This is a genomic window from Pseudonocardia sp. NPDC046786 (assembly GCF_040645415.1).
GTDB classification, from domain to species: domain Bacteria; phylum Actinomycetota; class Actinomycetes; order Mycobacteriales; family Pseudonocardiaceae; genus Pseudonocardia; species Pseudonocardia kongjuensis.
The window spans coordinates 14,452-37,568 of record NZ_JBEYYF010000013.1; the positions used below are offsets into that span (position 1 = coordinate 14,452).

The following is a 23,117-nucleotide window of genomic DNA, read 5'->3' on the forward strand; positions in this document are numbered from 1 at the left end:
GGGCCGATGCCGGGCACATCCCGGGGGGCGACGGATCCCGCTCACCACAACCACCGTCGCCGCTACACCGACGCCGAGCTCGTCGATGCGGTCGCGGCGGAGAGCAGCGTGCACGGGGTGCTGCGCAGGCTCGGCTACACACCCAGCGGCGGCATGTTCCGGGCGGTCAGTGCCCACATCCGTAGCCTGGGCCTGGACACCGGCCACTTCACCGGCCGGGCGTGGGCCCGCGGGCGGCGCTTCCCGATGCGCCGGGCCCGGCCGCTGGCGGAGATCCTGGTCCGCGACTCCGACGACCGGACCAGCTCTGTCCTCCGCCGCAGGCTCGTCGCCGAAAGCCTGAAGTCGGAGCGGTGCGAACGCTGTGGCCTGGAGCAGTGGTGCGGGGCGCCGATCCCGCTCCGGCTCGATCACATCAACGGCGACCACACTGACAACCGGCTGGAGAACCTCCGTATCCTGTGCCCGAACTGCCACGCGCTCACCGACACCTGGTGCAGCCGAAAGAACTAGCCGGCGTACTCCAAATGGCAGAGAGACAGGGTTTAGGTCCCTGCAAGTGCGGGTTCGACTCCCGTCGCCGGCACTCAGCCCGCGGGCTCCTCCGGGATCGGCCGGCGGGCCGCCAGGACCACCCCGGCCAGGCCCAGCACCCCGCACAGCGCGGAGACCAGCAGCAGCGAGGGCCGCACGTGCCCGGTCACCGCGTCGCCGAGCGTGACGATCGCCACGGTGCTGGGCGTGGACCCGATCACGGTCCCGACCAGGTACGGCCAGAACCGCACCGCCGACAGCCCGGACAGGTAGTTCATCACCGCGAACGGCACCATCGGGATGAGCCGCATCGAGGTGACGGCGAGGGTGCCGTGGTGGTCCAGCCGCTGCCGGACCCACAGCGCGCGCGGGTGCTCGGCCCAGCGCCCGATGATCCCGCCGCCGGTGAGCCGGACCAGGGCGAACGCGACGACCGCGGCGAGCGCCGTCGCGACGAGGGCGAGCGCGGTGCCGACGGCCGCGCCGAACAGCACGCCCGCGGACACGGTGAACACCGTGCGCGGGAACGGCGGCACGTTGAGCAGCACCTGAAGCAGCACGAACACCACCGGCCCCCAGGGGCCCGCGGCCTCGACGACCCGGCGCACCTCGCCGAACTGCGGCACCACGGACAGCCCGTAGGCGCGCGCCACCATCACCACGAGGCTGGCCACGAGCACCAGCCCGAGACAACCGAGAAGGGGACGCCACCACCGCACGGGAGGAACGGTACTCAGACGGTCGGCGCGACCGGCGTCACGCCTCGCGCGAGGAGGACGTACCGGTCATCGCACCGTGAGAAGCTTGGATCATGAGCACCGCGAACGACGGGATCGACCCCTCCGAGCTGGACCCCGACGGCCTCGCCGTGCGCCGCGAGGTGCTCGGCGCCGACTACGTCGCAGCCGCGCTGGCGAACACCGACGGGACGACCGCGGAGTTCCAGCAGCTGATCACCCGCTACGCGTGGAACGAGATCTGGACCCGGCCGGGCCTGGAGCGGCGGATGCGCTCCGCGGTGACGCTGACCGCGCTGATCGCGCACGGGCACTGGGCGGAGCTGGAGATGCACCTGCGCGCCGCCCGGCGCAACGGGCTCGCCGACGCCGAGATCGTCGAGATCCTGCTGCAGACCGCGATCTACTGCGGCGTCCCGGCCGCCAACTCGGCGTTCAAGATCGCCCAGCGGGTGCTGGCGGAGCCGCCCCCGGAGTGAGCGGGCCGCCCCGCCCCCGGCAGGAGGAGTGGAGCCGCGGCTCAGGTCGCGGCCCGCAGGTGCGGGACCAGCGCGCGCAGGGCCAGTCCCCGGTGCGACGCGGCGTCCTTCTCCTGGGCGGACAGCTCCGCCGAGGAGCGGCGGCCCCCCTCCGGGGCAAAGATCGGGTCGTAGCCGAACCCGTTCTCCCCGCGCGGGGCCCGCAGCAGGGTCCCCCGCCAGGTGCCGTGCACGACGATCCGGCCCGGGACACCGTCGCCCGGCGCCAGCGCCGCGGCACCGGCCCCGGCGGGGGTGACCAGCGCGGCGGCGCACACGAAAGCGGCCCCGCGCCGCTCGTCCGGCACGTCCTCGGTCTGAGCGAGCAGCAGCCGCAGGTTGGCGCCGTCGTCGCCGTGCTTCCCGGCCCAGCGGGCGGAGAAGATCCCCGGCATCCCGTTGAGGGCGTCGACGGTGATCCCGGAGTCGTCGGCGATCGCGGGCAGGCCGGTGGCGAAAGCGGCGTCGCGGGCCTTCGCGAGCGCGTTCTCGGCGAACGTCGCGCCGGTCTCGGGGGCCTCCGGGAACTCGTCGACGTCGGCGAGGCCGAGGATCTCGATGCCGTTCAGCCCGGCCGCGGCGACGATCCGGCGCAGCTCGACGAGCTTCTTCGCGTTGCGGGTCGCGAGCAGGACGCGGGTCACTCGGCGCCGTCCCCGCCCGCGGCCTGCTCCGCGGTGGCCGCCCGCTCCGCCGCCAGCTTCGGGTGCGGCTCGACGAGCACCTCGACCTGCAGCCGGGCGAGCTGCTCGATCCCGGCGAGCGCCGAATCGAGCATCGCATCCAGGGTCTTGCGGGCGAAGGTGGCGCCCTCCCCGGTGCCCTGGACCTCGATCAGCGTGCCGGTCTCGGTGGCGACGACGTTCGTGTCGACCTCGGCCCGCGAGTCCTCGGAGTAGGGCAGGTCGAGCCGGACCCGGCCGTCGACGACGCCCACCGACACGGCCGCGACCTGGCAGGAGATCGGCTTCGGGTCGGACAGCTTGCCGTGCTCGCCGAGCCAGGTGACGGCGTCGCAGAGCGCCACGTAGGCGCCGGTGATCGCGGCGGTGCGGGTGCCGCCGTCGGCCTGCAGCACGTCGCAGTCGATCGCGATCGTGTTCTCGCCGAGCGCGCGCAGGTCGATGCAGGCACGCAGGGACCGGCCGACCAGCCGGGAGATCTCGTGTGTGCGGCCGCCGACGCGACCCTTCACCGACTCCCGCGACGACCGGGTGTCGGTCGACGAGGGCAGCATCGCGTACTCCGCGGTGACCCAGCCGAGGCCGGATCCCTTCCGCCACCGCGGCACGCCCTCGGTCACGCTGGCCGCGCACAGCACCTTCGTGTCACCGAACTCCACCAGCACCGACCCGGCCGGGTGCTTCTGGAAGCCCCGGGTGATCGTCACGGGGCGCAGCTCGTCGTCCGCCCGTCCGTCCGCTCTGCCCTCTACTCGTGTCACCCGCCCATCGTAGGAAGCGGGTTCAGACGTCGAAGACCGCGTCCGCCGTGGCGACCTCGACCGGTCCGTCGAAGGCGTCCTTCGCCTCGGTGGCGAGCTCGTCGCGGTCGTACCAGGCGGGCACGTGGGTGACGACGAGCCGGCGCGCACCGGCCGTCGCGGCGTGCTCGCCCGCCTCCCGGCCGGACAGGTGCACACCGGGCGGGTTGGCCGCGCCGTGCGGCCAGCTCGCCTCGCAGAGCAGCAGGTCGGCGTCCCGGGCGGCGTCGACCAGACCGGGGCAGGCGCCGGTGTCGCCGGAGTAGGTGAGGACCCGCCCGCCGTGCTCGACGCGCAGCGCGAAGGCCGGGCACGGGTGCACGACCGGGACGGCGGTCAGCCGCACCTCGTCGTCGCCGGTGCCGATCGTGCGGGCACCGCCGGCGACCAGATCGTGGAAGGTGAAGACGTCGGTGAGGTCGGTCCCGGCGAGCTCGTCGGCGGTCGGCGCGTAGGCGCGGGCGAACCGGTCGTGCGCGCCGGCCGGGGCGTGCACGGGCAGCGGCGACGCGCCGGCGTCGAACGGCGGCCGCGGGTGGTAGCGGCGGTGCACGACGAGCGAGGCGAAGTCCGAGCAGTGGTCGGCGTGCAGGTGGCTGAAGACGACCGCGTCCAGCGACCACGGATCGAGATGGCGCTGCAGCGCGCCGAGGGTGCCGTTGCCGAGATCGAGGGTGAGGCGGGTGCCGCCCACCTCCACCAGGTAGCCGGACGCCGGGGACCCGGGACCGGGGCCGCTGCCGGAGCACCCGAGCACGATCAGCCGCATGCGCGACCCTAACCCGTTCGCGCGGTGCGGCGCAGCCACCAGATCCCGACGAAGGGCAGCACCAGCGGCACGAAGCCGTAGCCGATGCCGAAGTACGACCAGACCGTCTCCTGCGGGAAGTCGCTCGGCACGAGCAGCGTGAACGCGCCGACGAGCAGCACCCCGATCATCTCGAAGACCACCGCGAACCAGGCCAGCCTGCGGAACCCGGGCCCGGTGCCGGCCAGCCCGACGGTCGCCAGGATGTAGACGACGCCCGCCACCGCGGACAGCGAGTACGCCAGCGGGGCCTCGTCGAAGCGTTCGGCGATCTGCACCCCGGCCCGGGCCGTCGCGGCGAGGGCGAAGATCCCGTAGACGGCGATCAGCACCCGGCCGGGACCGGTCGCGGTGGCGCGCACCTCGCCGCGGTCAGGCACCGGGGATCCAGAGGCCCTGCAGGCGCAGCACCGCGACCAGGGTGCCGATCGCGCCGGCGGCGATCACGGCGCCGCCCCAGCGGCTGGGCTCGGCGGTGGCGAACTGCAGCGCGATCGGCAGTACGCAGACCGCGACCACCAGGTAGATCAGGAAGGTGGTCTGCTCGGGGAGAGTGACGCCATCGACCAGCACCCGGTAGGCCGCGATCGCGGCCTGGGCCACGATCAGCGCCTCGCAGACCCCGACCGCGATCCGGTGCACCCGGCCCGGCGGCCTGCTGGTCACCGTCGTGACCAGGCCGAACAACGCGGTGGCCGCGAGGGCCACCGTGATCACCAGGACCAGCGCACCGATCACGGCCGCGACGTTACCCCGGAGGGTTCGGCGGCCCGTGCACCGGCTCTGCCGACCACCGCGCCGATCTCCGGGCCGAGGAAGCGGCGGCCGAGCCGCCGGAACGGCTCCGGGTCGCCGGTGGCGAGGAACCGGTGCGGCGCGGGCGGCGCGATGTCGTCGGCGCCGTCACGCAGCAGACCGCGGCCGTGCAGGGTGCGGACCAGGGTGCGGGCGGTCTCGTCGGCCGAGGACACCAACGTCACGTCCGGGCCGAGCACGATCTCCAGCACCCCGGACAGCAGCGGGTAGTGCGTGCAGCCGAGCACCACGGTGTCCACCCCGGCGCGCTGCAGCGGCTCCAGGTAGCCCTCGGCGACCCCGAGCACCTGCCGGCCGCTGGTCGTCCCGCGCTCGACGAAGTCGACGAACCGCGGGCAGGCCACCGAGGTGACCTCGATGTCGGGGGCCGCGTCGAAGGCGTCCGGGTAGGCACCGGACGCGATCGTCGCCAGCGTCCCGATCACCCCGACCCGGCCGTTGCGGGTGGCCGCGACGGCCCGCCGGACGGCCGGCCGGAGCACCTCGACGACCGGCACCGGATAACGCTCGCGGAAGTCGGCCAGGCAGGCTGCCGAGGCCGTGTTGCAGGCGATGACCAGCGCCTTCACCCCGGACTCGACCAGCTCGTCGCCGATCGCGAGCGCGTGCCGGCGGACCTGCGCGATCGACTTCGGCCCGTACGGGCTGTGCGCGGTGTCCCCCACGTAGACGAGCTGCTCGGCGGGCAGCAGGTCGATCACCGAGCGGGCGACGGTGAGCCCGCCGACCCCGGAGTCGAAGATCCCGATCGGTGCGTCGAGATCCGGGCCGCCGTTCCGAGCGCTGCTCACGCCCTCAGGGTAGGGGCGGCCCGCCGGTCGGCCTTCGCCACCCAGGACGCCGCGACGACGCCGCCGATGGCCCCGAACAGGTGGCCCTGCCAGGACACCGACGGATCGGAGGGCAGCACGCCCCACAGCAACGAGCCCCAGAACAGGAACAGCACCACCGCGAGCAGCACCTGCCGACCGTTGCGCGCGTAGAAGCCGCGGGCCAGCAGGAACAGGAACCAGCCGAACACGATGCCGGAGGCGCCGATCACCGGGGCCGGCGACACCAGCCAGACACCGAGCCCGCTGATCACCCAGATCGTCGCGGTGACCGAGAACCACCGGGCGATCCCGCCGGACATCGCGAGGAACCCGAAGATCAGGAACGGCAGGGTGTTCGCGATCAGGTGCGCCCAGTCGTCGTGCAGCAGCGGGGCAGTGAGGATCCCGGCGAGCCCCGCCGTGTCGCGCGGATGTATCGCGCCCGCCAGCTCCACGGTCTGGCCGGAGGCGACGTCGATCGCCTCGAACAGGTAGAGCGCCGCGGTGAACAGCAGCATGAGCCCCGCGGCCCGCCTCGGCTCGGGCGGGAGCACCCGGGCGGGGGCCCGGCCGGACGGGTAGGCGGTCATGTCCCCGACGGTACCGGCGGACCTGCCCGATTCACCCGTCCTGCCCGGTTCCGGTCCGGCGTTCCGGCGGCGTTCCTGCCGCGTTCCTGCCGTCGGACGTACCGGGCTCAGGCCCAGAGGTGCCCGTCGATGCCCTGGGCGGCGGAACCGAGATCCCCCGAGTAGGCGCCGGTGGACAGGTACTTCCAGCCGCCGTCGCAGATGATGATCACGACGTCGGCCCGCTCGCCGGCATCCAGCGCCTTGTTCGCGACGCCCAGCGCGGCGTGCAGGATCGCCCCGGACGAGATCCCGGCGAAGATGCCCTCCTGCTCGACGAGCTGGCGGGTGCGGCGCAGCGCGTCGTAGCTGCCGACCGAGAACCGGCCGGTCAGCACGGTCTCGTCGTACAGCTCGGGGACGAAGCCCTCGGAGAGGTTCCGCAACCCGTAGACGAGCTCGCCGTAGCGCGGCTCGGCGGCGACGATCTGGATGTCCGGCTTGTGCTCGCGCAGGTACCGGCCGGCCCCGACCAGGGTGCCGGTGGTGCCCAGCCCGGCCACGAAGTGGGTGATCGAGGGCAGGTCGCGCAGGATCTCCGGGCCGGTGCCGCGGTAGTGCGCGTCGGTGTTGGCCGGGTTGCCGTACTGGTAGAGCATCACCCAGTCCGGGTGCTCGGCCGCCAGCTGCTTGGCGACGGCGACGGCCTGGTTGGAGCCGCCTGCCGCCGGCGAGGAGATGATCTGCGCGCCGTACATCGCGAGCAGCTGGCGGCGCTCCTCGGAGGTGTTCTCCGGCATCACGCAGATGAGCTCGTAGCCCTTGAGCTTCGCAGCCATCGCCAGCGAGATGCCGGTGTTGCCCGAGGTCGGCTCCAGGATCGTGCAGCCGGGGGTGAGCAGGCCCTGCTTCTCCGCGTCCTCGATCATCGCCAGCGCGGGCCGGTCCTTGATCGAGCCGGTGGGGTTGCGGTCCTCCAGCTTGGCCCAGAGCCGCACCTCGGCCGACGGTGACAGCGACGGCAGCCCGACCAGCGGGGTGTCGCCGACGGCCTGCAACAGCGAGTCGTAACGCACAGGTCCTCCTCACGGACCGGTGCCGGGCGGGTCCACCGCCCGGCACCCGGGATCCGGACTGCTGTTCAGCGCCCGCCGGCGACGGCCGGGAGGATGGTGAGCGTGGACGACTCGGTGACCGGGGCCTCCAGGCCACCGGCGAAGCGGACGTCCTCGTCGTCGACGTAGATGTTGACGAAGCGGTGCAGCTTGCCGTCGGTGATCAGACGGTCCTTGATGCCGCTGTGCCGCGACTCCAGGTCGTCGATGACCGCGGAGACGGTGTCACCCTTCGCCTCGACGGTCTTCTCGCCGCCGGTGTGCGTGCGAAGGATGGTGGGGATGGAGACGGAGACGGCCATCTCGGTGATCACTCCTGGTCGGTTGCTCGGTCGTGCTCTGTACGCGGCAACGCAACCGGTGTCCGGCGCCATTCCCGCGTGACCTCGCCCGCGGGTGCGGGGGGAGGGTGGATCAGCTCCGGTCGGGGACGTCGTCGGATCCGGTGTGGGCGAACATGTAGGACTCCACGACCGCCAGCTCGTCCTCGACGACGGCGTCGCCGGCGAGGTGGAAGGACCGGATCTCGGGACGGGCGTCGGCGGTGGCGAGGGCCACGATCAGCCAGTGCTGGTCGGGCGTCCACTCCATCTGCGCGATGTCCTTGACCGAGGGGTACGCCTCGGGCAGCCCGCTGTCGGTCATCGGCCGGCGCGGCACCCGGGTGTGCGAGTGCACCACCAGCATGCGGCGCTCGCCCGCGGCGTCCAGCGCGCGCTCCAGCCGGATGTCCTCAGCCGGGGCGAACGCGAAGTCGCTCTCGATCCCGTCGGCGTTGGTCATCGGGACGTACCGCTCGGGGTGCTCACCGGAGTCGGGGCCGACGAGCTGGCCGCACGCCTCCAGCGGGAAATCCCGCCGGGCGTGCGCGACGATCTCGTCGACGAGGTCCGCTCGGATGGCCAGCACGCCGATCACGATACGTTGCGCGCACACCGAGCCGCACGTCCCCGGGCCGGGGGGACGACGTTCACCGGCTCGTCAGGCCCGGTTGTGACGCCGCCCACGGCGCGCGCGGGGTTGCGCCGCGACACTGCCGGTCATGCCCGTCTCCTCCGGTCGCCGGACCGGCATCGTCCTGGCAGCGGTGTTCGCGCTGGTCCTCACGGCCGCACTGGCCGCCGACGTCGGGTCGGCGGCCGGCGGACCGGCGACCGTGCTGCTGTCCTCCGGGGACAACGTCGGCGCGTCGCCGCTGGCCTCGGCGCTGTTCCGCGACGAGCCGACGACCGAGCTGCTGGACGCGATGGGCGTGGCCGCCTCGGCGGCCGGGAACCACGAGTTCGACGAGGGCCGGACGGGATCCGGAACATCGAGGTGGGCGAGGAGATCGCCGCGATGGACGCCGCGTCGGCCGAGCTGACCGCGCAGGGCGTGCACGCCCAGGTGCTGCTGGTGCACCAGAGCGACGGAACCGGGTCCGGCGGCCCCGGCAGCTGCGCGCTGGAGCCGGGCGGGCCGGGCTCGGCGATCGCGGCCGGCGTCTCGGCCGACGTGGACGCCGTGTTCTCCGCGCACTCGCACGAGCAGTACGTGTGCAGCGTCACCGACCCGGCCGGGGCGCCGCGGCCGTTCGTGCAGGGCCTGTCGTTCGGCAGGCTGGTGTCGGTGGTCGATCTCGCGCTGACCGGCGACGGGGACGTCGACCGGGCGGCGACCACCGCGCGCAACGAGATCGTCACCCGCGACGTCGCGCCGGACCCGGTCGCGCAGGGCATCGTCGACGCCGCGGTGCAGGGATCGGAGCCGATCGCGCAGCGCCCGGTCGGGACGCTCGCCGGGCCGCTGCCCCGGGCCGCGGTGCCGTCCGGTCTGTCCCCGCTGGGGACGGTGATCGCCGACGCGCAGCTGGCCGCGTCCCGCGGGGACGGTGCGCAGCTCGCGCTGACCAACCCGGGCGGGGTCCGCGCCGACCTGGTGCCCGGGCCGGACGGCCGGGTGACCTACGGGCAGGCGTACACCGTCCAGCCGTTCGGCAACATCCTGCAGACGATGACGCTGACCGGCGCGCAGCTGCGCGCGGTGCTGGACCAGCAGTTCACGGTGGACGACGGGCCCACGGTCCTGCAGACGTCGTCGAACCTGCGGTAGTCGGTCGCCGGCGACGGGGTCACCGGCATCGAGCTGGACGGCGCACCGGTGACCGACGCCGGGAGCCACCGGGTCGCGGTGAACAACTTCCTGTCCGCGGGCGGCGACGGGTTCGACGCGTTCACCGCGGGCACCGATCTGGTGGGCGGGCCGGTCGAACTGGACGCGTTCGTCGGGTACCTGGAGGCCAACCCGGGGCCGGCGGCGCCGCTGACCGACCGGGTCACCCGGGACTGAACGGGCCGGGCGGCCGCTACAGGGACTTGAGCCGGACCCGGACCAGCGAGTCCTGGACGTAGGTCAGCCAGTGGTAGACGCCGAGGTGCTGGGCCCGGGGATCGTCGTCGGGCAGCTGCTCGGGCATGTCCTCGCTGACGTCGAGCGCGGTGCCCAGGGCCAGCCGGACGTCGTTCAGCGCGGCCAGCCAGGCGTCGGCCTGCCCGGCGGTGAGCTCGATCCGGCCGCCCGCCTCGGGCAGCGTGTCCAGCACCGTCCCCGCCGCCGCGTCCTTCGCCTCGATCAGCGCCGGTTCGTGCAGCGACCGCATGCCGCCCGCCAGGTCGGAGTCCTCGGTGGTGAAGTCGGGCAGCAGCCGGGCCAGCACCCGGTCGGTGGGCCGGGTGGTCGGCCCGGTGCGGATCCCGGTCAGCTCGGCGAGCTCGTCGGTGGGCGCGAGTGCGGCCCGGCCAGCGAGCATCTGGCGGACCTCCTGGAACAGGCCGCGCAGCACGGCAGCCTCCTCGCCGGAGAACCCGGAGGTGTACCGGACCCGTTCGCCGCGGCCGGTGCGCTTCCAGCCGTTCATGTGCGGTACCTCACAGCCGGGGTCATGTGCGCTGCATGGTGGCCCACAGGCCGGCCGCGTGCAGCTGCGCGACGTGTCCCTCGACGGTGTCCTTGTCGCCCGAGGACACCGCGGCCCGGCCCTTGTGGTGCACGTCGAGCATCAGCGCGTTCGCCTTGGGCTCGGGATAGTTGAACACCTTCTGCAGCACGTAGGTGACGTACGACATGAGGTTGACCGGGTCGTTCCACACGATCGCCTGCCACGGCGTGTCGGGCGAGGCGGCGTCGTCGACAGCCGGGTCGACGTCCGGCGAGACCTGCTCGGTGGGCGACGGGGACGGCGCGGTCATGCGCCCCATGGTGACACAACGGGCATAGGCTCCAGCCATGACCGGCCCCGTCCCGGAGGGCAGCACCGCCCTCCTGACCGACCGTTACGAGCTCACGATGGTGGCCGCCGCGCTCGCCGACGGCACCGCGGAGCGCGCCTGCGTGTTCGAGCTGTTCGCCCGCAGGCTCCCGGACGGCCGCCGGTACGGCGTCGTCGCCGGCACCGGCCGGCTGCTCGCGGCGCTGGACCGGTTCCGGTTCGGCCCGGCCGACCTGGAGCTGCTCGCCCAGGTGGTGGACCCGGTGACGCTGGACTGGTTGCGCGGCTACCGGTTCACCGGCGACATCGACGGCTACCCGGAGGGCGAGCTGTACTTCCCCGGCTCCCCGGTACTGACCGTCACCGGCACCTTCGCCGACGCGGTGATCCTGGAGACCCTCGCCCTGTCGATCTACAACCACGACTGCGCGATCGCGTCCGCCGCGGCCCGGATGGTGACCGCGTCGGCCGGCCGGCCGTTGATCGAGATGGGCTCGCGGCGCACCCATGAGGAGGCGGCCGTCGCCGCGGCGCGGGCGGCCTACCTGGCCGGTTTCGCGACGACGTCGAACCTGGCCGCCGGCCGGCGGTACGGCATCCCGACCGCCGGGACCGCGGCGCACGCCTGGGTGCTGCTGCACGACGACGAGCAGTCCGCGTTCCGCAGCCAGGTCGCCGCGCTGGGCACCGGGACCACGCTGCTGGTCGACACCTACGACATCCGCAAGGGCATCGCGAACGCGGTCGAGGTGGCCGGGACCGGGCTGGGCGCGGTCCGGATCGACTCCGGTGACCTGGGCGAGCTGGCCCACCAGGCCCGCGAGCAGCTCGACGCGCTGGGCGCGACCGGCACCCGGATCGTGCTGTCCGGCGATCTGGACGAGTACGCGATCGCCTCGCTGCGGGCCGAGCCGGTGGACTCCTACGGGGTGGGGACCTCGGTCGTCACCGGGTCCGGGGCGCCGACCGCGGGGATGGTCTACAAGCTGGTCGAGGTGGACGGGCGGCCGGTCAGCAAGCGGTCCACGTCGAAGGAGTCGCGGGGCGGCCGGAAGTCGGCGCTGCGCCGGTTCAAGCCGACCGGGACCGCGGTCGAGGAGGTCGTGTTCCCGCACGGCCGCCCGCCCGCCGCCGGGCCGCACGACCGGGAGCTCCCGGTGCCGCTGGTCCGCTCCGGCGAGCTCACCCCGGACGCCGCGGCCGCCGGCCTCGACGACGCCCGCGAGCGGCTGCGGACGGCGCTGGTCGCCGTACCGTGGGAGGGCCTGAAGCTGTCCCGCGGCGAGCCCGCGATCCCCACCACCTTCGTGACGGAGCACTGAGAGCACCCATGGCACGCGCACTGATCGTCGTCGACGTCCAGAACGACTTCTGCGAGGGCGGCGCGCTGGCCGTCGACGGCGGCGCCGCGGTCGCCGCCGGGATCGGCCCGCTGGCCCGCGACGGCGGCTACGACCACGTCGTCGCGACCCGGGACGTGCACGTCGACCCGGGCCCGCACTTCAGCGACACCCCGGACTTCGTGGACTCCTGGCCGCCGCACTGCCGGGCACAGACGCCGGGTGCCTCGTTCCATCCGCTGCTGGACGTCGCGCCGATCGAGTGCGTCTTCGACAAGGGCGCCTACACCAGCGCCTACTCCGGCTTCGAGGGCGCGAGCGACAACGAGTCCGGGGTGCCGCTGGCCGACTGGCTGGACGAGCGCGGCGTCACCGAGGTGGACGTGGTCGGGCTGGCCACCGACCACTGCGTCCGCGCGACCGCGCTCGACGCGGCCCGGCTCGGGCTGGCGACCAGGGTGCTGCTCGCGCACTGCGCCGGGGTCTCACCGGAGACGACCCGCACCGCCCTGTCCACCCTGACCGACGCAGGCGTCCACGTCGTCACCCCCTGACCCCCTGACCGCACAGGTTGCCGGCTCGCCGCACAGGCTCGAACCTGTGCGGCGCCGGCCGAACCCGAGTGGTGCGGGGCCCGGGGTGGATCAGCCGGCGAAGCGGAAGGGGGCGAGTGCCTCGGCCAGGCGGACCGGGTCGCCGTCCTCACCGGGGGCGTGGTGGAAACCCTCCGCCTCGGCGAGCCCGATGCAGCGGCGCTCGTCGAACAGGCCGCAGACGTAGCGGACGGTGTCCTCGCCGATCTCCTCGACGCCGACCCGCAGCTGGTAGATGCCCGGGTAGTGGACCTCGTCGAGGTACTGCACCGACAGCGTCGACGGCGACAGCCCGTCCAGCGGCCCCCCCACCGGGTAGCCGAGCACGTCGGCGTGCAGCTCGGCCAGGCCGTCGAGATACCAGGCGGCCAGCGCGACGTTGTTGACGTGCCGGTTGGTGTCCAGGTCGGTGAACCGGACCCGGGCGTCCCAGCGGAACGGGTAGTTCTCCCGGACCAGGCGGGCCTCGCCGCGCTCGGGGCGGGCTGAGGCGGGCCCGTCGATCCGCAGCGGCTCCAGCGAGGCGCGGACCTCGTCGGTCAGCGGCGCCGGCTTCTCGCCGTCGGTGTGCACCGAGGTGGACTCGCCGGTGGCGACCAGGTCGTCCCCGGCGAACACGGCGTAGCGGTAGGAGAACGAGGTGGTCCCGACGTGGCTGACGCCGATCCCGATCCGGTACGACCCGGCGACGGTCAGCGGGGCGAGCACGTCGACCCGGACCGCGGCGAGCAGCAGCCGCACCCGCGACTGCAGGCGGGCGACGAGATCGGCGCCGAAGGTCTCGCGCTCGACGGCGACCCGGGCGTCCTCGAACCAGCGGACCAGGGCGTCCCGGCCGATCCGGCGGCTCGGGTCCAGATCGGCGTAGCGGGCCTCGTGCTCGATCAGCACCGGGAACGCGCCGGGCTCGACGTTGCTGTGAGAGGTCAAGGAAGCTGTCACAGCGTCCATCGTGACGCTGTGTCGCCGCTCACCGGCCACCGGCGTCCAATATCACACGTGGTGCACGGTGTTGTCACGGCGCGTGCCCGGGCGTCGTGTCCCGTCGGGGCCCGGGGTGTCGGTGGGCCTCGGTAGCCTCGGTCCGTGCCCGCTCCCGTGTCCGCTCCCGTGGCGACCCGCGATCTGCCCGGTGTGCACGAGCTGCTGGAGGCGGCCGTGTCCTCGGTCGGCGGTTCGCGGCGCGAGGGGCAGGACCGGATGGCCGACGCGGTGCGCCGCGCGCTGTCCTCGGGCGAGCATCTGGCCGTGCAGGCCGGCACCGGCACCGGCAAGTCGCTGGCCTACCTGGTCCCCGCGATCCGGCACGCGATGGCCCGGGACACCACCGTCGTCGTGTCGACCGCGACGATCGCGCTGCAGCGCCAGCTGGTCGACCGGGACCTGCCGCGGGTGGCGAAGAGCCTGAAGAAGGTGCTGGGCCGGGAGCCGACGTTCGCGATCCTCAAGGGCCGGCGCAACTACCTGTGCCTGAACAAGCTGCACGGCGACATGGGGGACGACGAGGACCCGGAGGCCCAGCTGTTCGACGCGTTCGCGATCTCCGCGCTGGGCCGGAACGTGAAGCGGCTGCACGAGTGGGCGTCGGACACCGAGACCGGCGACCGCGACGAGCTGGTCCCCGGCGTGCCGGAGCCGGCCTGGCGGCAGGTGTCGGTGACCGCCCGCGAGTGCCTCGGGGCGAGCCGCTGCCCGGTCGGCGAGGACTGCTTCGCCGAGAAGGCGCGGGCCGCGGCCGGGCGGGCCGACATCGTCGTCACCAACCACGCGCTGCTCGCGATCGACGCGATGGGCGAGGCCCAGGTGCTGCCCGAGCACGACGTGGTGATCGTCGACGAGGCGCACGAGCTGGTCGACCGGGTCACCGGCGCGGCCACCGCCGAGCTGACCGCGGGCACCGTCGCCGCCGCCGCGCGGCGCTGCGGCAGGCTCGTCGACCAGGAGCAGGCCGACCGGCTCGCCGAGGCGGGCGAGGGCCTCGGCGCGGTGCTCGAGGACCTGCCGCCGGCCCGCTGGGAGGCGCTGCCCGGGCCCGTCTCGGGCGCGCTGAACGCGATCCTCTCGGCCGCGGCGGGCTGCCGGCAGGCGCTCGGCGGGAACCGCCGCGGCGACGATGCCGATCCGGAGGGCGCCGCCGCCCGCAAGCTCGCACTGGCCCTGCTCGACGAGGTGTCCGACACCGCGGTGCGGCTGGTCGACACGTTCAAGGAGGCCGACCCGGCGAAGCGCCACGACGTGGTGTGGCTCGGTGAGCAGGGGCCCGACGGCAGCCGGTACAAGGTGCTGCGGGTCGCGCCGCTGTCGGTCGGCGGGCTGTTGCGCGAGCGCCTGTTCAACACCCGGACCACCGTGCTGACCTCGGCGACCCTGGCGCTGGGCGGCTCGTTCGACGCGCTCGCCCGGCAGTGGGGCCTGCCGGCCGCGCAGCCGAAGGAGCGCGGCGACACCCCGCCGGCCACCGAGGAGGGGCACGGCCCGGTGCAGGACCCGGAGGCGCCGCGCTGGACCGGCCTGGACGTCGGCTCCCCGTTCGCGCACGGCCGCTCCGGCATCCTCTACCTGGCCCGCCGGCTCCCCGCCCCCGGCCGGGACGGGCTCGCCCCGCAGACGCTCGACGAGATCGAGGCGCTGGTCCGCGCGGCGGGCGGCCGCACGCTCGGCCTGTTCTCCTCGACCCGGGCGGCGAAGCAGGCCACCGAGGCGCTGCGGCCCAAGCTGGACACGCCGCTGCTCTGCCAGGGCGACGACTCGACGATGCTGCTGGTCAAGCGGTTCGCCGAGGACGACGAGACCTCGCTGTTCGGCACCCTGTCGCTGTGGCAGGGGGTGGACGTGCCGGGCCCGTCGCTGTCACTGGTGATCATCGACCGGATCCCGTTCCCACGGCCGGACGATCCGCTGGTCGCGGCCCGGCAGAAGGCGACCGACGCGCGCGGCGGCAACGGCTTCCTGTCCGTCTCGGCGACGCACGCGGCGCTGCTGCTGGCCCAGGGCGCCGGGCGGCTGCTGCGCTCCACCGACGACCGCGGCGTGGTCGCGATCCTGGATCCGCGGATCTCCACCGCCCGCTACGGCGGGTTCCTGCGGGCCTCGCTGCCGCCGTTCTGGGAGACCACCGACAGCGAGAAGGTGCAGGGCGCGCTGCGCCGGCTGCGCGGGGAGTGACGTCGCGCACCCGCCCGGCGCGCACTCCTCCGCTCAGATAGGTGTGCACAACCGATCTGGGTTGTTCCGACGGGCAAGGGGATCCGCATGCCGACCTGCACGACCGAGGCCACGTCCACCGGCGGCGGCCGGGACGGGCACGCCCGCTCCGACGACGGCTTCATCGACCAGGACCTGCGGATGCCGCCCGAGCTGGGCGGACCGGGCGGCGCGACCAACCCGGAGCAGCTGTTCGCCGCCGCGTACGCCGCCTGCTTCCACGGCGCCCTGCGGCTCGCCGCCCGCACGCGCAAGGAGACCGTCCCGGACGACGTGTCGGTGACCGCGACCGTCTGAGCGGCGGCGCGGCCAGGAGGCCGGTCATGACCTCCGGCACGTCCGCGGCGGGGCCCGGCCGGGCAGGCTGCCCGCATGACGACCGACGTGGGCCGGTTCACCGGCCCGGAGGCCGAGACCCGGTTCCGCGAGCTCTACGACGCGGCCATGGCACTGCTGCCGGCACCGGAGGGGACCGAGGACCTGCGCACCGTGTTCGGCACGGTGCGGGTGTACCGGTTCGGCTCCGCGGCGGGCCCGCCGCTGGTGCTGCTCCCCGGCCGGGGTGGCACCACCGCGCTGTGGCTGCCGAACCTGGCCGGCTGGGCCCGGCGGCGGACCGTGTACGCCGTCGAGCCGCTGGGCGACGCCGGCCCGTCCCGGCAGACCCGGCCGATCCGAACCGCCGACGACCAGGCGGCCTGGCTCGACGAGCTGCTGGAGACCCTCGGCACCGGCCCGGCGCACCTGGTCGGCCAGTCCGTCGGCGCCTGGCTCGCGGTGCAGGTCGCGCTGCGCGCCCCGGGGCGGGTCGGGTCGCTGTCGCTGATCGAACCGACCCAGGTGCTCGGCCGGATCCGGCCCGGCCTGGTCGTGGCGGGCCTGCTCACCGTCCCCGGGCTGCCGGAGCGCCTGCGGCGGCGGGCACTGCGCTGGATCGTCGGCACCGGCGACGAGCTGTTCGACGGCCCGATCGGCCGGCTGACGGTGGCCGCGGCGGGCGGGTTCCGGAACGTCACGCCGCCGCCCGCGCTGCCCACCGACGACGAGCTGCGCGGACTGCGGGTCCCGGTGCTCGCGCTGCTCGGCGGGCACAGCCGCACCCACGACGCCCGCCGCTCCGCACACCGCGCCCGTGCGCTGCTGCCCGACGCCCGGGTGGAGATCGTGGACGGCGCCGGGCACGCGCTCAACGGCGAGTTCCCGGAGCTGGTGACCAGCCGTGTCCTGGGCCTCGCCGACGAGGTCGACGCGGCCGGGCCGGGGCGCCGGCCGGCCTGAGCCGGCCGGCGGTCGCCCGCCCGCACCGGCGCCCGCGCTCAGCGCTCGCCGACCAGGTAGCGCTGCAGGGTCGGCCCGAGCCAGCCGACCAGCTCGGCGTCCGGCAGCGCGACGACCGGCGGCAACCGCAGCACGTAGCGGCACAGCACCGCGCCGAGCGCCTGGGTGGCGACCAGCCCGGCCCGCTCCGGCGCCCCGGCCGGGTCCCCGGTCAGCGCGGCGACCACAGGCAGCAGCTGGCCGGCGAAGATCTCCCGGGTGCGCTCGGCGGCCGCGTCGTCGGTGACCGCGCCGCGCAGCATGATCGCCAGCGCGTCGTCGCTCCCCCAGCGCAGCAGCAGGTGCTCGGCGAGGGTCCGGCCGACGTCGGCGCGCGGCACCCGGGTGAGGTCGGGCAGCCGCAGGTCGAACTCGGCGGCCGCGGTGAACAGCTCGCGCTTGCTGCCGAAGTAGCGGATCACCATCGACGGGTCGACCCCCGCGTCACCGGCGATCGCGCGGACCGTGGCGCGGTCGTAGCCCTCGTCGGCGAAGCGACGGCGGGCGGCGGCGAGGATCGCGTCGCGGGCCGGCCGGGAGCGGTCGGTGAAGGCCATGCGGCCATCGTATGCCAACGGGCGTTGGCAACTGCGCCAGCAACGCCTACAGTCGTTGGCAAACATTTGTTGGCAGAAGGGAACCCGTCATGAGCACCCTCGACATCCCCGCACCGGAGACCGACGTGGTCGTCGTCGGGGCCGGGCCGACGGGTCTGCTGCTCGCCGGGGATCTCGCCGAGGCCGGCGTCCGGGTCGCGGTGCTGGAGCGCCGCACCGAGCCGTCCGGGCTCACCAGGGCGTTCGCCGTGCACGCCCGCACCCTCGAACAGCTCGACGCCCGCGATCTCGCCGACCGGCTCGTCGCCCTCGGCACCCGGCTCGACGAGTTCCGGCTGTTCGGGCGGGCGACGGTCGATCTCACCGGGCTGCCCAGCCGGTTCCCGTTCCTGCTGGTCGTGCCGCAGTACCGGGTGGAGCTGCTGCTCCGGGAGCGGGCGCTCGCCGCCGGCGCCCGGCTGCACCACGGGATCCGGGTCGAGCACCTGGTCCAGGACGGGGACGGGGTCACCGTCACCTGGACCCGCTCCGGCACGGTCCGGGGCACCGCCGGCCCGACCAGCCCGGCCGGCGCGACCGGCCCGACCGGCGCGATCCGGGCCCGCTACCTGGTCGGCGCCGACGGTCACCACAGCACCGTGCGGGCCGCACTCGGCCTCGGCTTCCCGGGTCGCGCGGTGGCCCGCTCGCTGGTGCTCGCCGACGTCCGGATGGACGACCCGCCACCGGACGTGCTCACCGCCGACGGCAACGCCGACGGGTTCTGCTTCGTCGTCCCCTACGGCGACGGCTGGTTCCGGGTGATCGCCCGCGACCGCCGCGTCGAGCGCCCGGACGACGAGCCGGTCACCCTCGACGAGGTCGCCGGCATCTCCCGCGCGGTGTTCGGCACCGACCGGGGCATGCGCGATCCGCGCTGGATGTCGCGGTTCCACAGCGACGAGCGCCAGGTCGAGCGGTACCGGGTGGGTCGGGTGTTCCTCGCCGGGGACGCCGCGCACGTGCACTCCCCCGCGGGCGGCCAGGGCATGAACACCGGCCTGCAGGACGCCGCGAACCTCGGCTGGAAGCTGGCGGCCGTGCTGAGCGGGACCGCGCCGGACGCGCTGCTCGACAGCTACCACGACGAGCGGCACCCGGTCGGCCGGACGGTGCTGCGGACCAGTGGCGGCCTGATCCGGGCGGCGATGCTGCGGCCGCGGATCGCCAGGGCGTTGCGCAACCGGATCGTGGCCGCACTGCTCGCGCTCCCCGGCCCGGGGCGGCGGATCCGCGGGCAGCTCACCGGGACCGGGATCGCCTACCGGCGCCCGCGTGGCGCGCACCGGCTGGTCGGCACCCGCGCCGCCGACGTCACCGGGACGGACGGCACCCGGCTCCACGAGGCGCTGCGCGGCGGGCATCCGGTGCTCGTCGCACCACCCGGGGCAGCCGTCACCCCGGAGCGCGCGGCCCGGCTGCGCGCACCCGGACCGGGCGTCCGCACCCTCACCGTCCCCGGCGTCGTCCCGCACCTGGTCCGCCCGGACGGCTACATCGGCTGGGCCGGCCCCGATCCCGCCGTTGCTCTGCTCACCGTCCCGCCGGGCGACGGCGAGCGGCACACCAGTGCTGCCCGGCCGTGATCGGGCTACTCCGGTGTCCCCTCACCGGGCGAGGCAGGTGACGGTGCCCGGATCGACCTCGGTGAAGCCGGCGTCGCGGACGGCGACCAGCTCCGGGGCGCCGCCGGCCAGGTCGGCGAACAGGCGGTCCCACTCGCCGGGGGCGGGGGTGCGCACGGCGCAGCGGGGCACGTCGGCCGGCTCGGCCACCGGCCAGCCGCGGACCGCGCCGAGGATCATGGTGGCGTGCCCGACCTGGGCCGCGGCCTTCCCGACGGTCATCGCCACGTGCGGGTTCAGCAGCACCAGCGGGGCGCCGTCCGGGGCCGCGCCGGGCTCGTCGGGTTCCAGCTCGGTGCCGCCGATCTGCAGCCGGGACACCACCTTCGGCACGTCGTCCACCGGTCCGGGCAACAGCGCCCGCGCCTCGGCGCCGTCGATGCCGACCGTCACCCCGGGCAGCTCCTGCACGGCGCGCCAGTGCGCGCCGCGGGCCCGCCGGGCGATCTTGCGGATCCGCCCGTCCACCCACGGCAGCACCACGTCGTGCCACTCCCCGCCCTCCTGGGACCGCGGGTCCAGGCAGACCGCGAGCGCGGCCGTCGCGGCGGCCTCCAGCAGCGGCGTCCGGCCGGGCAGCGGATCGCGCTCGATCCGCAGCACCACCGGCATCGCGCGGACGATCCCGTCCGCCTCCGGCGGGATCTCCCGGCGCCGGGCACCGGTGCCGTAGTGGTCGGCCAGCAGGCCGAGCACGCCGCTCACGCGATCGGGACCCGCCGGAGCACGCCCTCGGCGGCGTCCGCGGCCTCCACCTCGTTGCGGGTGATGCCCAGCACGAACAGCACGACGTCGAGGTAGGGCACCGACACCGAGGTGTCGGCGATGTCGCGCAGCGCCTGCTTGGCGTTGAACGCGATCCCCAGGCCGGCGGTGGACAGCATGTCGATGTCGTTGGCGCCGTCGCCGACCGCGATCGTCTGCTCGACCGGGATCTCGTGCGCCTCGGCGAACCGGCGCAGCGCCACCGCCTTACCAGGCCGGTCGACGATCTCGCCGCTCACCCGGCCGGTGAGCCTGCCGTCGACGATCTCCAGCTCGTTCGCGGCGACGAAGTCCAGCTTCAACTCGTCCGCGAGACCAGCGATGACCTGCGTGAACCCGCCGGACACTACGCCGCAGCGGTAGCCGAGCCGCTTCAGCGTGCGGATCGTCGTCCGGGCGCCGGGGGTCAGCTCGATCTCGGCGGCGACCTCGTCGACCACCGAGGCGGGCAGCCCCTCCAGCACGGCGACCCGCCGGGTCAGCGACTCGGTGAAGTCCAGCTGCCCGGCCATCGCCTCCTCGGTGACCCGCCGGACCTGTGCCTCGACGTCCGCGCCGGCCCGGGCCGCCAGCATCTCGATGACCTCGCCCTGGATCAGGGTGGAGTCGACGTCGAACACGATCAGCCGCTTGCTGCGCCGGGCCAGCCCGGCCCGGGACACCGCGACGTCGACGCCGGCCTGCCGGGCCACCCCGACCAGCCGCTTGCGCAGCGTCCCGGGCGGGTAGGCGTCGGGGTCGCCGTCGGGCACCGGGGAGACCAGCAGCTCGAGCCCGGTCACGGGGTAGTCGGCGACCCGGCGGATCGCGTCGATGTTGGCACCGACCGCGGCGAGCTCGGCGGCGATCGCGCCGAACGCGCGGGCCGTGATCGGCCGGCCGAGCACCGTGACCACGTGCGTCGACGGCGGGCGGGCGGTCACGTCGCCGTCGCGCTGGATCTCGATGTGAACCGACATCGCGATCGAGTCCATCGCCTCGCCGACCGACTCCAGCAGGTCCTCCGGGTCGCCCTCGGGCACGACCAGCGCGCCGAGGGTGAGCCTGCCGTTCACCACGACCTGCTCCAGGTCGAGCAGCTCGACCCCGGCCGCGGTGAGCGCCGCGAACAGGACCGAGCTGACACCCGGCCGGTCCGGCCCGGTCACCGTGACGAGCACGGTGGGCCGGGGCGGACCGGAGGCGGCGGTTCCGCCCGTCACCTCAGTTGGACTTGGGGTCGTCGTCCGGCCAGGACTCCTTGCCGACCTCCTTGGCCAGCACCTCCGTCGGGTGCGCCCGGTTGCCGACGTGCGCCTCGGCGCGCGCCTTCTCGACCAGGTGCGGGTAGTGCAGGTCGAACGCCGGACGCTCGGAGCGGATCCGGGGCAGCTCGGTGAAGTTGTGCCGCGGCGGCGGCGAGGACGTCGCCCACTCCAGCGAGTTGCCGAAGCCCCACGGGTCGTCGACGTCGCAGATCCGGCCGAACCGGTAGCTCTTGAACACGTTGTAGACGAACGGCAGCGTCGAGGCGCCCAGGATGAACGCGCCGATCGAGGAGATCGTGTTCAACGTGGTGAAGCCGTCCGAGGGCAGGTAGTCCGCGTACCGGCGCGGCATGCCCTCGTTGCCCAGCCAGTGCTGGACCAGGAAGGTCAGGTGGAACCCGAGGAACGTCAGCCAGAAGTGGATCTTGCCGAGGGTCTCGTCGAGGAACCGGCCGGTCATCTTCGGGAACCAGAAGTAGATGCCGCCGAAGGTCGCGAAGACGATCGTGCCGTAGAGCACGTAGTGGAAGTGCGCCACCACGAAGTAGCTGTCCGAGACGTGGAAGTCCACCGGCGGCATCGCGAGCAGGATGCCGGTCAGGCCGCCGAACAGGAACGTCACCAGGAAGCCGACCGAGAACAGCATCGGCGTCTCGTAGGTGATCTTGCCCTTCCACAGGGTGCCGATCCAGTTCACGAACTTCACGCCGGTCGGGATGGCGATCAGGAAGGTCGTGAAGGAGAAGAACGCCAGCATCACGGCGCCGGTGGCGTACATGTGGTGCGCCCACACCGCGACCGACAGCGCCGCGATCGCGATGGTCGCGAAGATCAGGCCCTTGTAGCCGAAGATCGGCTTGCGGGAGAACACCGGGAAGATCTCGGAGACGATGCCGAAGAAGGGCAGCGCGACGATGTAGACCTCGGGATGGCCGAAGAACCAGAACAGGTGCTGCCAGAGCACCACGCCGCCGTTCTCCGGGTTGAACACGTTCGCCCCGAGATGCCGGTCGGCGGCCAGGCCCAGCAGCGCCGCGGTCAGGATCGGGAACGCGATCAGGATCAGGATCGCCGTGATGAAGATGTTCCAGGTGAAGATCGGCATCCGGAACATCGTCATGCCGGGCGCGCGCATGCAGACGATCGTGGTGATGAAGTTGACGCCACCGAGGATCGTGCCCAGGCCGGACACCACCAGGCCCATGATCCACAGGTCGCCGCCGGGGCCCGGCGAGCGGACCGCGTCGGACAGCGGGGTGTAGGCGAACCAGCCGAAGTCGGCGGCGCCACCCGGGGTCAGGAAACCGGAGACGACGATCAGGCCGCCGAACAGGAACAACCAGTAGGAGAACGAGTTCAGCCGCGGGAACGCCACGTCCGGCGCGCCGATCTGCAGCGGCACGATGTAGTTCGCGAAGCCGAACACGATCGGCGTCGCGAACAGCAGCAGCATGATCGTGCCGTGCATGGTGAACAGCTGGTTGTACTGCTCGGTCGAGAGGAACTGCAGCTCCGGACGCGCGAGCTCGGCGCGGATCAGCAGCGCCATCACGCCGCCGACGGCGAAGAAGCCGAACGACGTGACCATGTAGAGGATCGCGATGTCCTTGGGGTCGGTCGTCCTCAGCATCCTGAGGAACGTGGACCCCTTGCCCTCTCGCCGCGCCGGATACTGGCGCGTCGAGATCGGCTTCGGCTCGACGGCTGTCACCTGGTCCTCCTGCACTTGCCTGACCTGAGCACGTCCTCGCGGACGGGAGGACTCTACTTCCCGACCGGCGGACGACGCCC

The 23,117-nt window shown here is 73.9% G+C and carries 26 protein-coding genes, 1 tRNA gene and 2 pseudogenes; 11 read left to right on the plus strand and 18 right to left on the minus strand.

Translation table 11 applies throughout. The annotated features are described in order from the left end of the window. Positions 1-6: 6 nt before the first annotated feature. Both ABZ881_RS17295 and ABZ881_RS17300 read left to right on the plus strand, forming a co-directional pair. A complete protein-coding gene (locus tag ABZ881_RS17295) occupies positions 7-513 on the plus strand; it encodes an HNH endonuclease (protein ID WP_358485600.1) in 507 nt (168 codons plus the stop codon). Further along, positions 513-586, plus strand: a tRNA-Leu gene (locus tag ABZ881_RS17300). Before ABZ881_RS17295 ends, ABZ881_RS17300 begins: the two co-directional genes overlap by 1 nt. Position 587: 1 nt before the next feature. On the opposite strand, the gene ABZ881_RS17305 is transcribed toward ABZ881_RS17300, so the two are convergent. Continuing rightward, entirely contained in the window at positions 588-1,214 is a 627-nt protein-coding gene (locus ABZ881_RS17305) for a VTT domain-containing protein (protein ID WP_358485602.1), read from the minus strand. Positions 1,215-1,345: 131 nt separating this feature from the next. Between ABZ881_RS17305 and ABZ881_RS17310 the strand changes: the two genes are divergently transcribed. Then, the gene (locus ABZ881_RS17310) at positions 1,346-1,750 is read left to right on the plus strand and encodes a carboxymuconolactone decarboxylase family protein (protein ID WP_358485604.1); all 405 of its coding nucleotides are present in this window, start codon (positions 1,346-1,348) and stop codon (positions 1,748-1,750) included. A 41-nt stretch (positions 1,751-1,791) separates the two neighbouring features. Here ABZ881_RS17310 and ABZ881_RS17315 read toward each other — a convergent pair whose 3' ends face one another. From ABZ881_RS17315 to ABZ881_RS17360, 10 genes are all read right to left on the minus strand, one after another. After that, the gene (locus tag ABZ881_RS17315; protein WP_358485606.1) at positions 1,792-2,433 is read right to left on the minus strand and encodes a non-canonical purine NTP pyrophosphatase; all 642 of its coding nucleotides are present in this window, start codon (positions 2,431-2,433) and stop codon (positions 1,792-1,794) included. Beyond that, on the minus strand, positions 2,430-3,233 hold the full coding sequence (gene rph / locus ABZ881_RS17320) for a ribonuclease PH (RefSeq protein ID WP_358485608.1): 804 nt from the start codon (positions 3,231-3,233) through the stop codon (positions 2,430-2,432). The genes ABZ881_RS17315 and rph overlap by 4 nt, the downstream gene beginning before the upstream one ends. A 22-nt stretch (positions 3,234-3,255) precedes the next feature. Continuing rightward, complete coding sequence (locus tag ABZ881_RS17325; protein WP_358485610.1) at positions 3,256-4,041, minus strand: MBL fold metallo-hydrolase; 786 nt, start codon at positions 4,039-4,041, stop codon at positions 3,256-3,258. A gap of 8 nt (positions 4,042-4,049) precedes the next feature. Beyond that, positions 4,050-4,460: a hypothetical protein gene (locus ABZ881_RS17330; RefSeq protein ID WP_344022748.1), complete on the minus strand. Its 411-nt coding sequence runs from the start codon at positions 4,458-4,460 to the stop codon at positions 4,050-4,052. Next, entirely contained in the window at positions 4,453-4,818 is a 366-nt protein-coding gene (locus tag ABZ881_RS17335) for a hypothetical protein (RefSeq protein WP_358485612.1), read from the minus strand. The genes ABZ881_RS17330 and ABZ881_RS17335 overlap by 8 nt, the downstream gene beginning before the upstream one ends. Beyond that, a complete protein-coding gene (gene murI / locus ABZ881_RS17340) occupies positions 4,815-5,687 on the minus strand; it encodes a glutamate racemase (RefSeq protein WP_358485615.1) in 873 nt (290 codons plus the stop codon). Before murI ends, ABZ881_RS17335 begins: the two co-directional genes overlap by 4 nt. After that, positions 5,684-6,298, minus strand: a complete 615-nt coding sequence (locus ABZ881_RS17345; RefSeq protein WP_358485618.1) for a rhomboid family intramembrane serine protease — start codon at positions 6,296-6,298, stop codon at positions 5,684-5,686. The genes murI and ABZ881_RS17345 overlap by 4 nt, the downstream gene beginning before the upstream one ends. Before the next feature lie 107 nt (positions 6,299-6,405). Further along, positions 6,406-7,353, minus strand: coding sequence for a cysteine synthase (locus ABZ881_RS17350; protein WP_358485619.1), 948 nt, complete (start codon positions 7,351-7,353; stop codon positions 6,406-6,408). A gap of 65 nt (positions 7,354-7,418) precedes the next feature. Continuing rightward, positions 7,419-7,694, minus strand: coding sequence for a MoaD/ThiS family protein (locus ABZ881_RS17355; RefSeq protein WP_344022738.1), 276 nt, complete (start codon positions 7,692-7,694; stop codon positions 7,419-7,421). Positions 7,695-7,806: 112 nt separating this feature from the next. Continuing rightward, on the minus strand, positions 7,807-8,301 hold the full coding sequence (locus tag ABZ881_RS17360; RefSeq protein WP_358485622.1) for a M67 family metallopeptidase: 495 nt from the start codon (positions 8,299-8,301) through the stop codon (positions 7,807-7,809). Positions 8,302-8,434: 133 nt separating this feature from the next. On the opposite strand from ABZ881_RS17360, the gene ABZ881_RS17365 reads away from it, so the two are divergent. Continuing rightward, positions 8,435-8,755: a hypothetical protein gene (locus tag ABZ881_RS17365; protein ID WP_358485624.1), complete on the plus strand. Its 321-nt coding sequence runs from the start codon at positions 8,435-8,437 to the stop codon at positions 8,753-8,755. Then, positions 8,731-9,720: pseudogene (locus ABZ881_RS17370) on the plus strand (5'-nucleotidase C-terminal domain-containing protein). Before ABZ881_RS17365 ends, ABZ881_RS17370 begins: the two are co-directional and overlap by 25 nt. Positions 9,721-9,736: 16 nt before the next feature. Here the strand turns inward: ABZ881_RS17370 and ABZ881_RS17375 are convergent. After that, positions 9,737-10,288, minus strand: coding sequence for a DUF2017 domain-containing protein (locus tag ABZ881_RS17375; RefSeq protein ID WP_358485627.1), 552 nt, complete (start codon positions 10,286-10,288; stop codon positions 9,737-9,739). A gap of 22 nt (positions 10,289-10,310) precedes the next feature. After that, positions 10,311-10,619, minus strand: coding sequence for an ATP-dependent Clp protease adapter ClpS (gene clpS / locus ABZ881_RS17380; protein ID WP_344022730.1), 309 nt, complete (start codon positions 10,617-10,619; stop codon positions 10,311-10,313). Between the two features lie 37 nt (positions 10,620-10,656). Between clpS and ABZ881_RS17385 the strand changes: the two genes are divergently transcribed. Together ABZ881_RS17385 and ABZ881_RS17390 are read left to right on the plus strand one after the other, a co-directional pair. Further along, entirely contained in the window at positions 10,657-11,961 is a 1,305-nt protein-coding gene (locus tag ABZ881_RS17385; RefSeq protein WP_358485629.1) for a nicotinate phosphoribosyltransferase, read from the plus strand. Between the two features lie 8 nt (positions 11,962-11,969). Next, a complete protein-coding gene (locus ABZ881_RS17390) occupies positions 11,970-12,533 on the plus strand; it encodes an isochorismatase family protein (RefSeq protein WP_344022726.1) in 564 nt (187 codons plus the stop codon). A 90-nt stretch (positions 12,534-12,623) separates the two neighbouring features. Here the strand turns inward: ABZ881_RS17390 and ABZ881_RS17395 are convergent, their stop codons facing one another. Then, positions 12,624-13,514: a thioesterase family protein gene (locus ABZ881_RS17395; protein ID WP_358485630.1), complete on the minus strand. Its 891-nt coding sequence runs from the start codon at positions 13,512-13,514 to the stop codon at positions 12,624-12,626. A 258-nt stretch (positions 13,515-13,772) separates the two neighbouring features. On the opposite strand from ABZ881_RS17395, the gene ABZ881_RS17400 reads away from it, so the two are divergent. The 3 genes and pseudogenes from ABZ881_RS17400 to ABZ881_RS17410 all read left to right on the plus strand — a co-directional run bounded on the left by ABZ881_RS17400 (position 13,773) and on the right by ABZ881_RS17410 (position 17,054). Beyond that, a complete protein-coding gene (locus ABZ881_RS17400; RefSeq protein WP_358485914.1) occupies positions 13,773-15,737 on the plus strand; it encodes an ATP-dependent DNA helicase in 1,965 nt (654 codons plus the stop codon). Between the two features lie 87 nt (positions 15,738-15,824). Next, positions 15,825-16,070: pseudogene (locus ABZ881_RS17405) on the plus strand (Ohr family peroxiredoxin); the annotation flags it as partial. Between the two features lie 78 nt (positions 16,071-16,148). After that, the gene (locus ABZ881_RS17410) at positions 16,149-17,054 is read left to right on the plus strand and encodes an alpha/beta fold hydrolase (RefSeq protein WP_358485632.1); all 906 of its coding nucleotides are present in this window, start codon (positions 16,149-16,151) and stop codon (positions 17,052-17,054) included. 38 nt (positions 17,055-17,092) lie between these two features. Here ABZ881_RS17410 and ABZ881_RS17415 read toward each other — a convergent pair whose 3' ends face one another. After that, on the minus strand, positions 17,093-17,650 hold the full coding sequence (locus ABZ881_RS17415) for a TetR family transcriptional regulator (protein WP_358485634.1): 558 nt from the start codon (positions 17,648-17,650) through the stop codon (positions 17,093-17,095). 89 nt (positions 17,651-17,739) lie between these two features. On the opposite strand from ABZ881_RS17415, the gene ABZ881_RS17420 reads away from it, so the two are divergent. After that, positions 17,740-19,275, plus strand: a complete 1,536-nt coding sequence (locus tag ABZ881_RS17420; protein ID WP_358485635.1) for an FAD-dependent oxidoreductase — start codon at positions 17,740-17,742, stop codon at positions 19,273-19,275. Between the two features lie 21 nt (positions 19,276-19,296). Here ABZ881_RS17420 and ABZ881_RS17425 read toward each other — a convergent pair whose 3' ends face one another. The 3 genes from ABZ881_RS17425 to ctaD are packed head-to-tail and all read right to left on the minus strand — an operon-like array spanning position 19,297 to position 23,037. Next, positions 19,297-19,959, minus strand: coding sequence for a peptidyl-tRNA hydrolase (locus ABZ881_RS17425; RefSeq protein WP_358485916.1), 663 nt, complete (start codon positions 19,957-19,959; stop codon positions 19,297-19,299). Between the two features lie 56 nt (positions 19,960-20,015). Then, positions 20,016-21,281, minus strand: a complete 1,266-nt coding sequence (gene serB / locus ABZ881_RS17430) for a phosphoserine phosphatase SerB (RefSeq protein ID WP_358485637.1) — start codon at positions 21,279-21,281, stop codon at positions 20,016-20,018. 1 nt (position 21,282) lies between these two features. Beyond that, positions 21,283-23,037: a cytochrome c oxidase subunit I gene (gene ctaD, locus ABZ881_RS17435; protein WP_358485638.1), complete on the minus strand. Its 1,755-nt coding sequence runs from the start codon at positions 23,035-23,037 to the stop codon at positions 21,283-21,285. Positions 23,038-23,117: the final 80 nt, after the last annotated feature.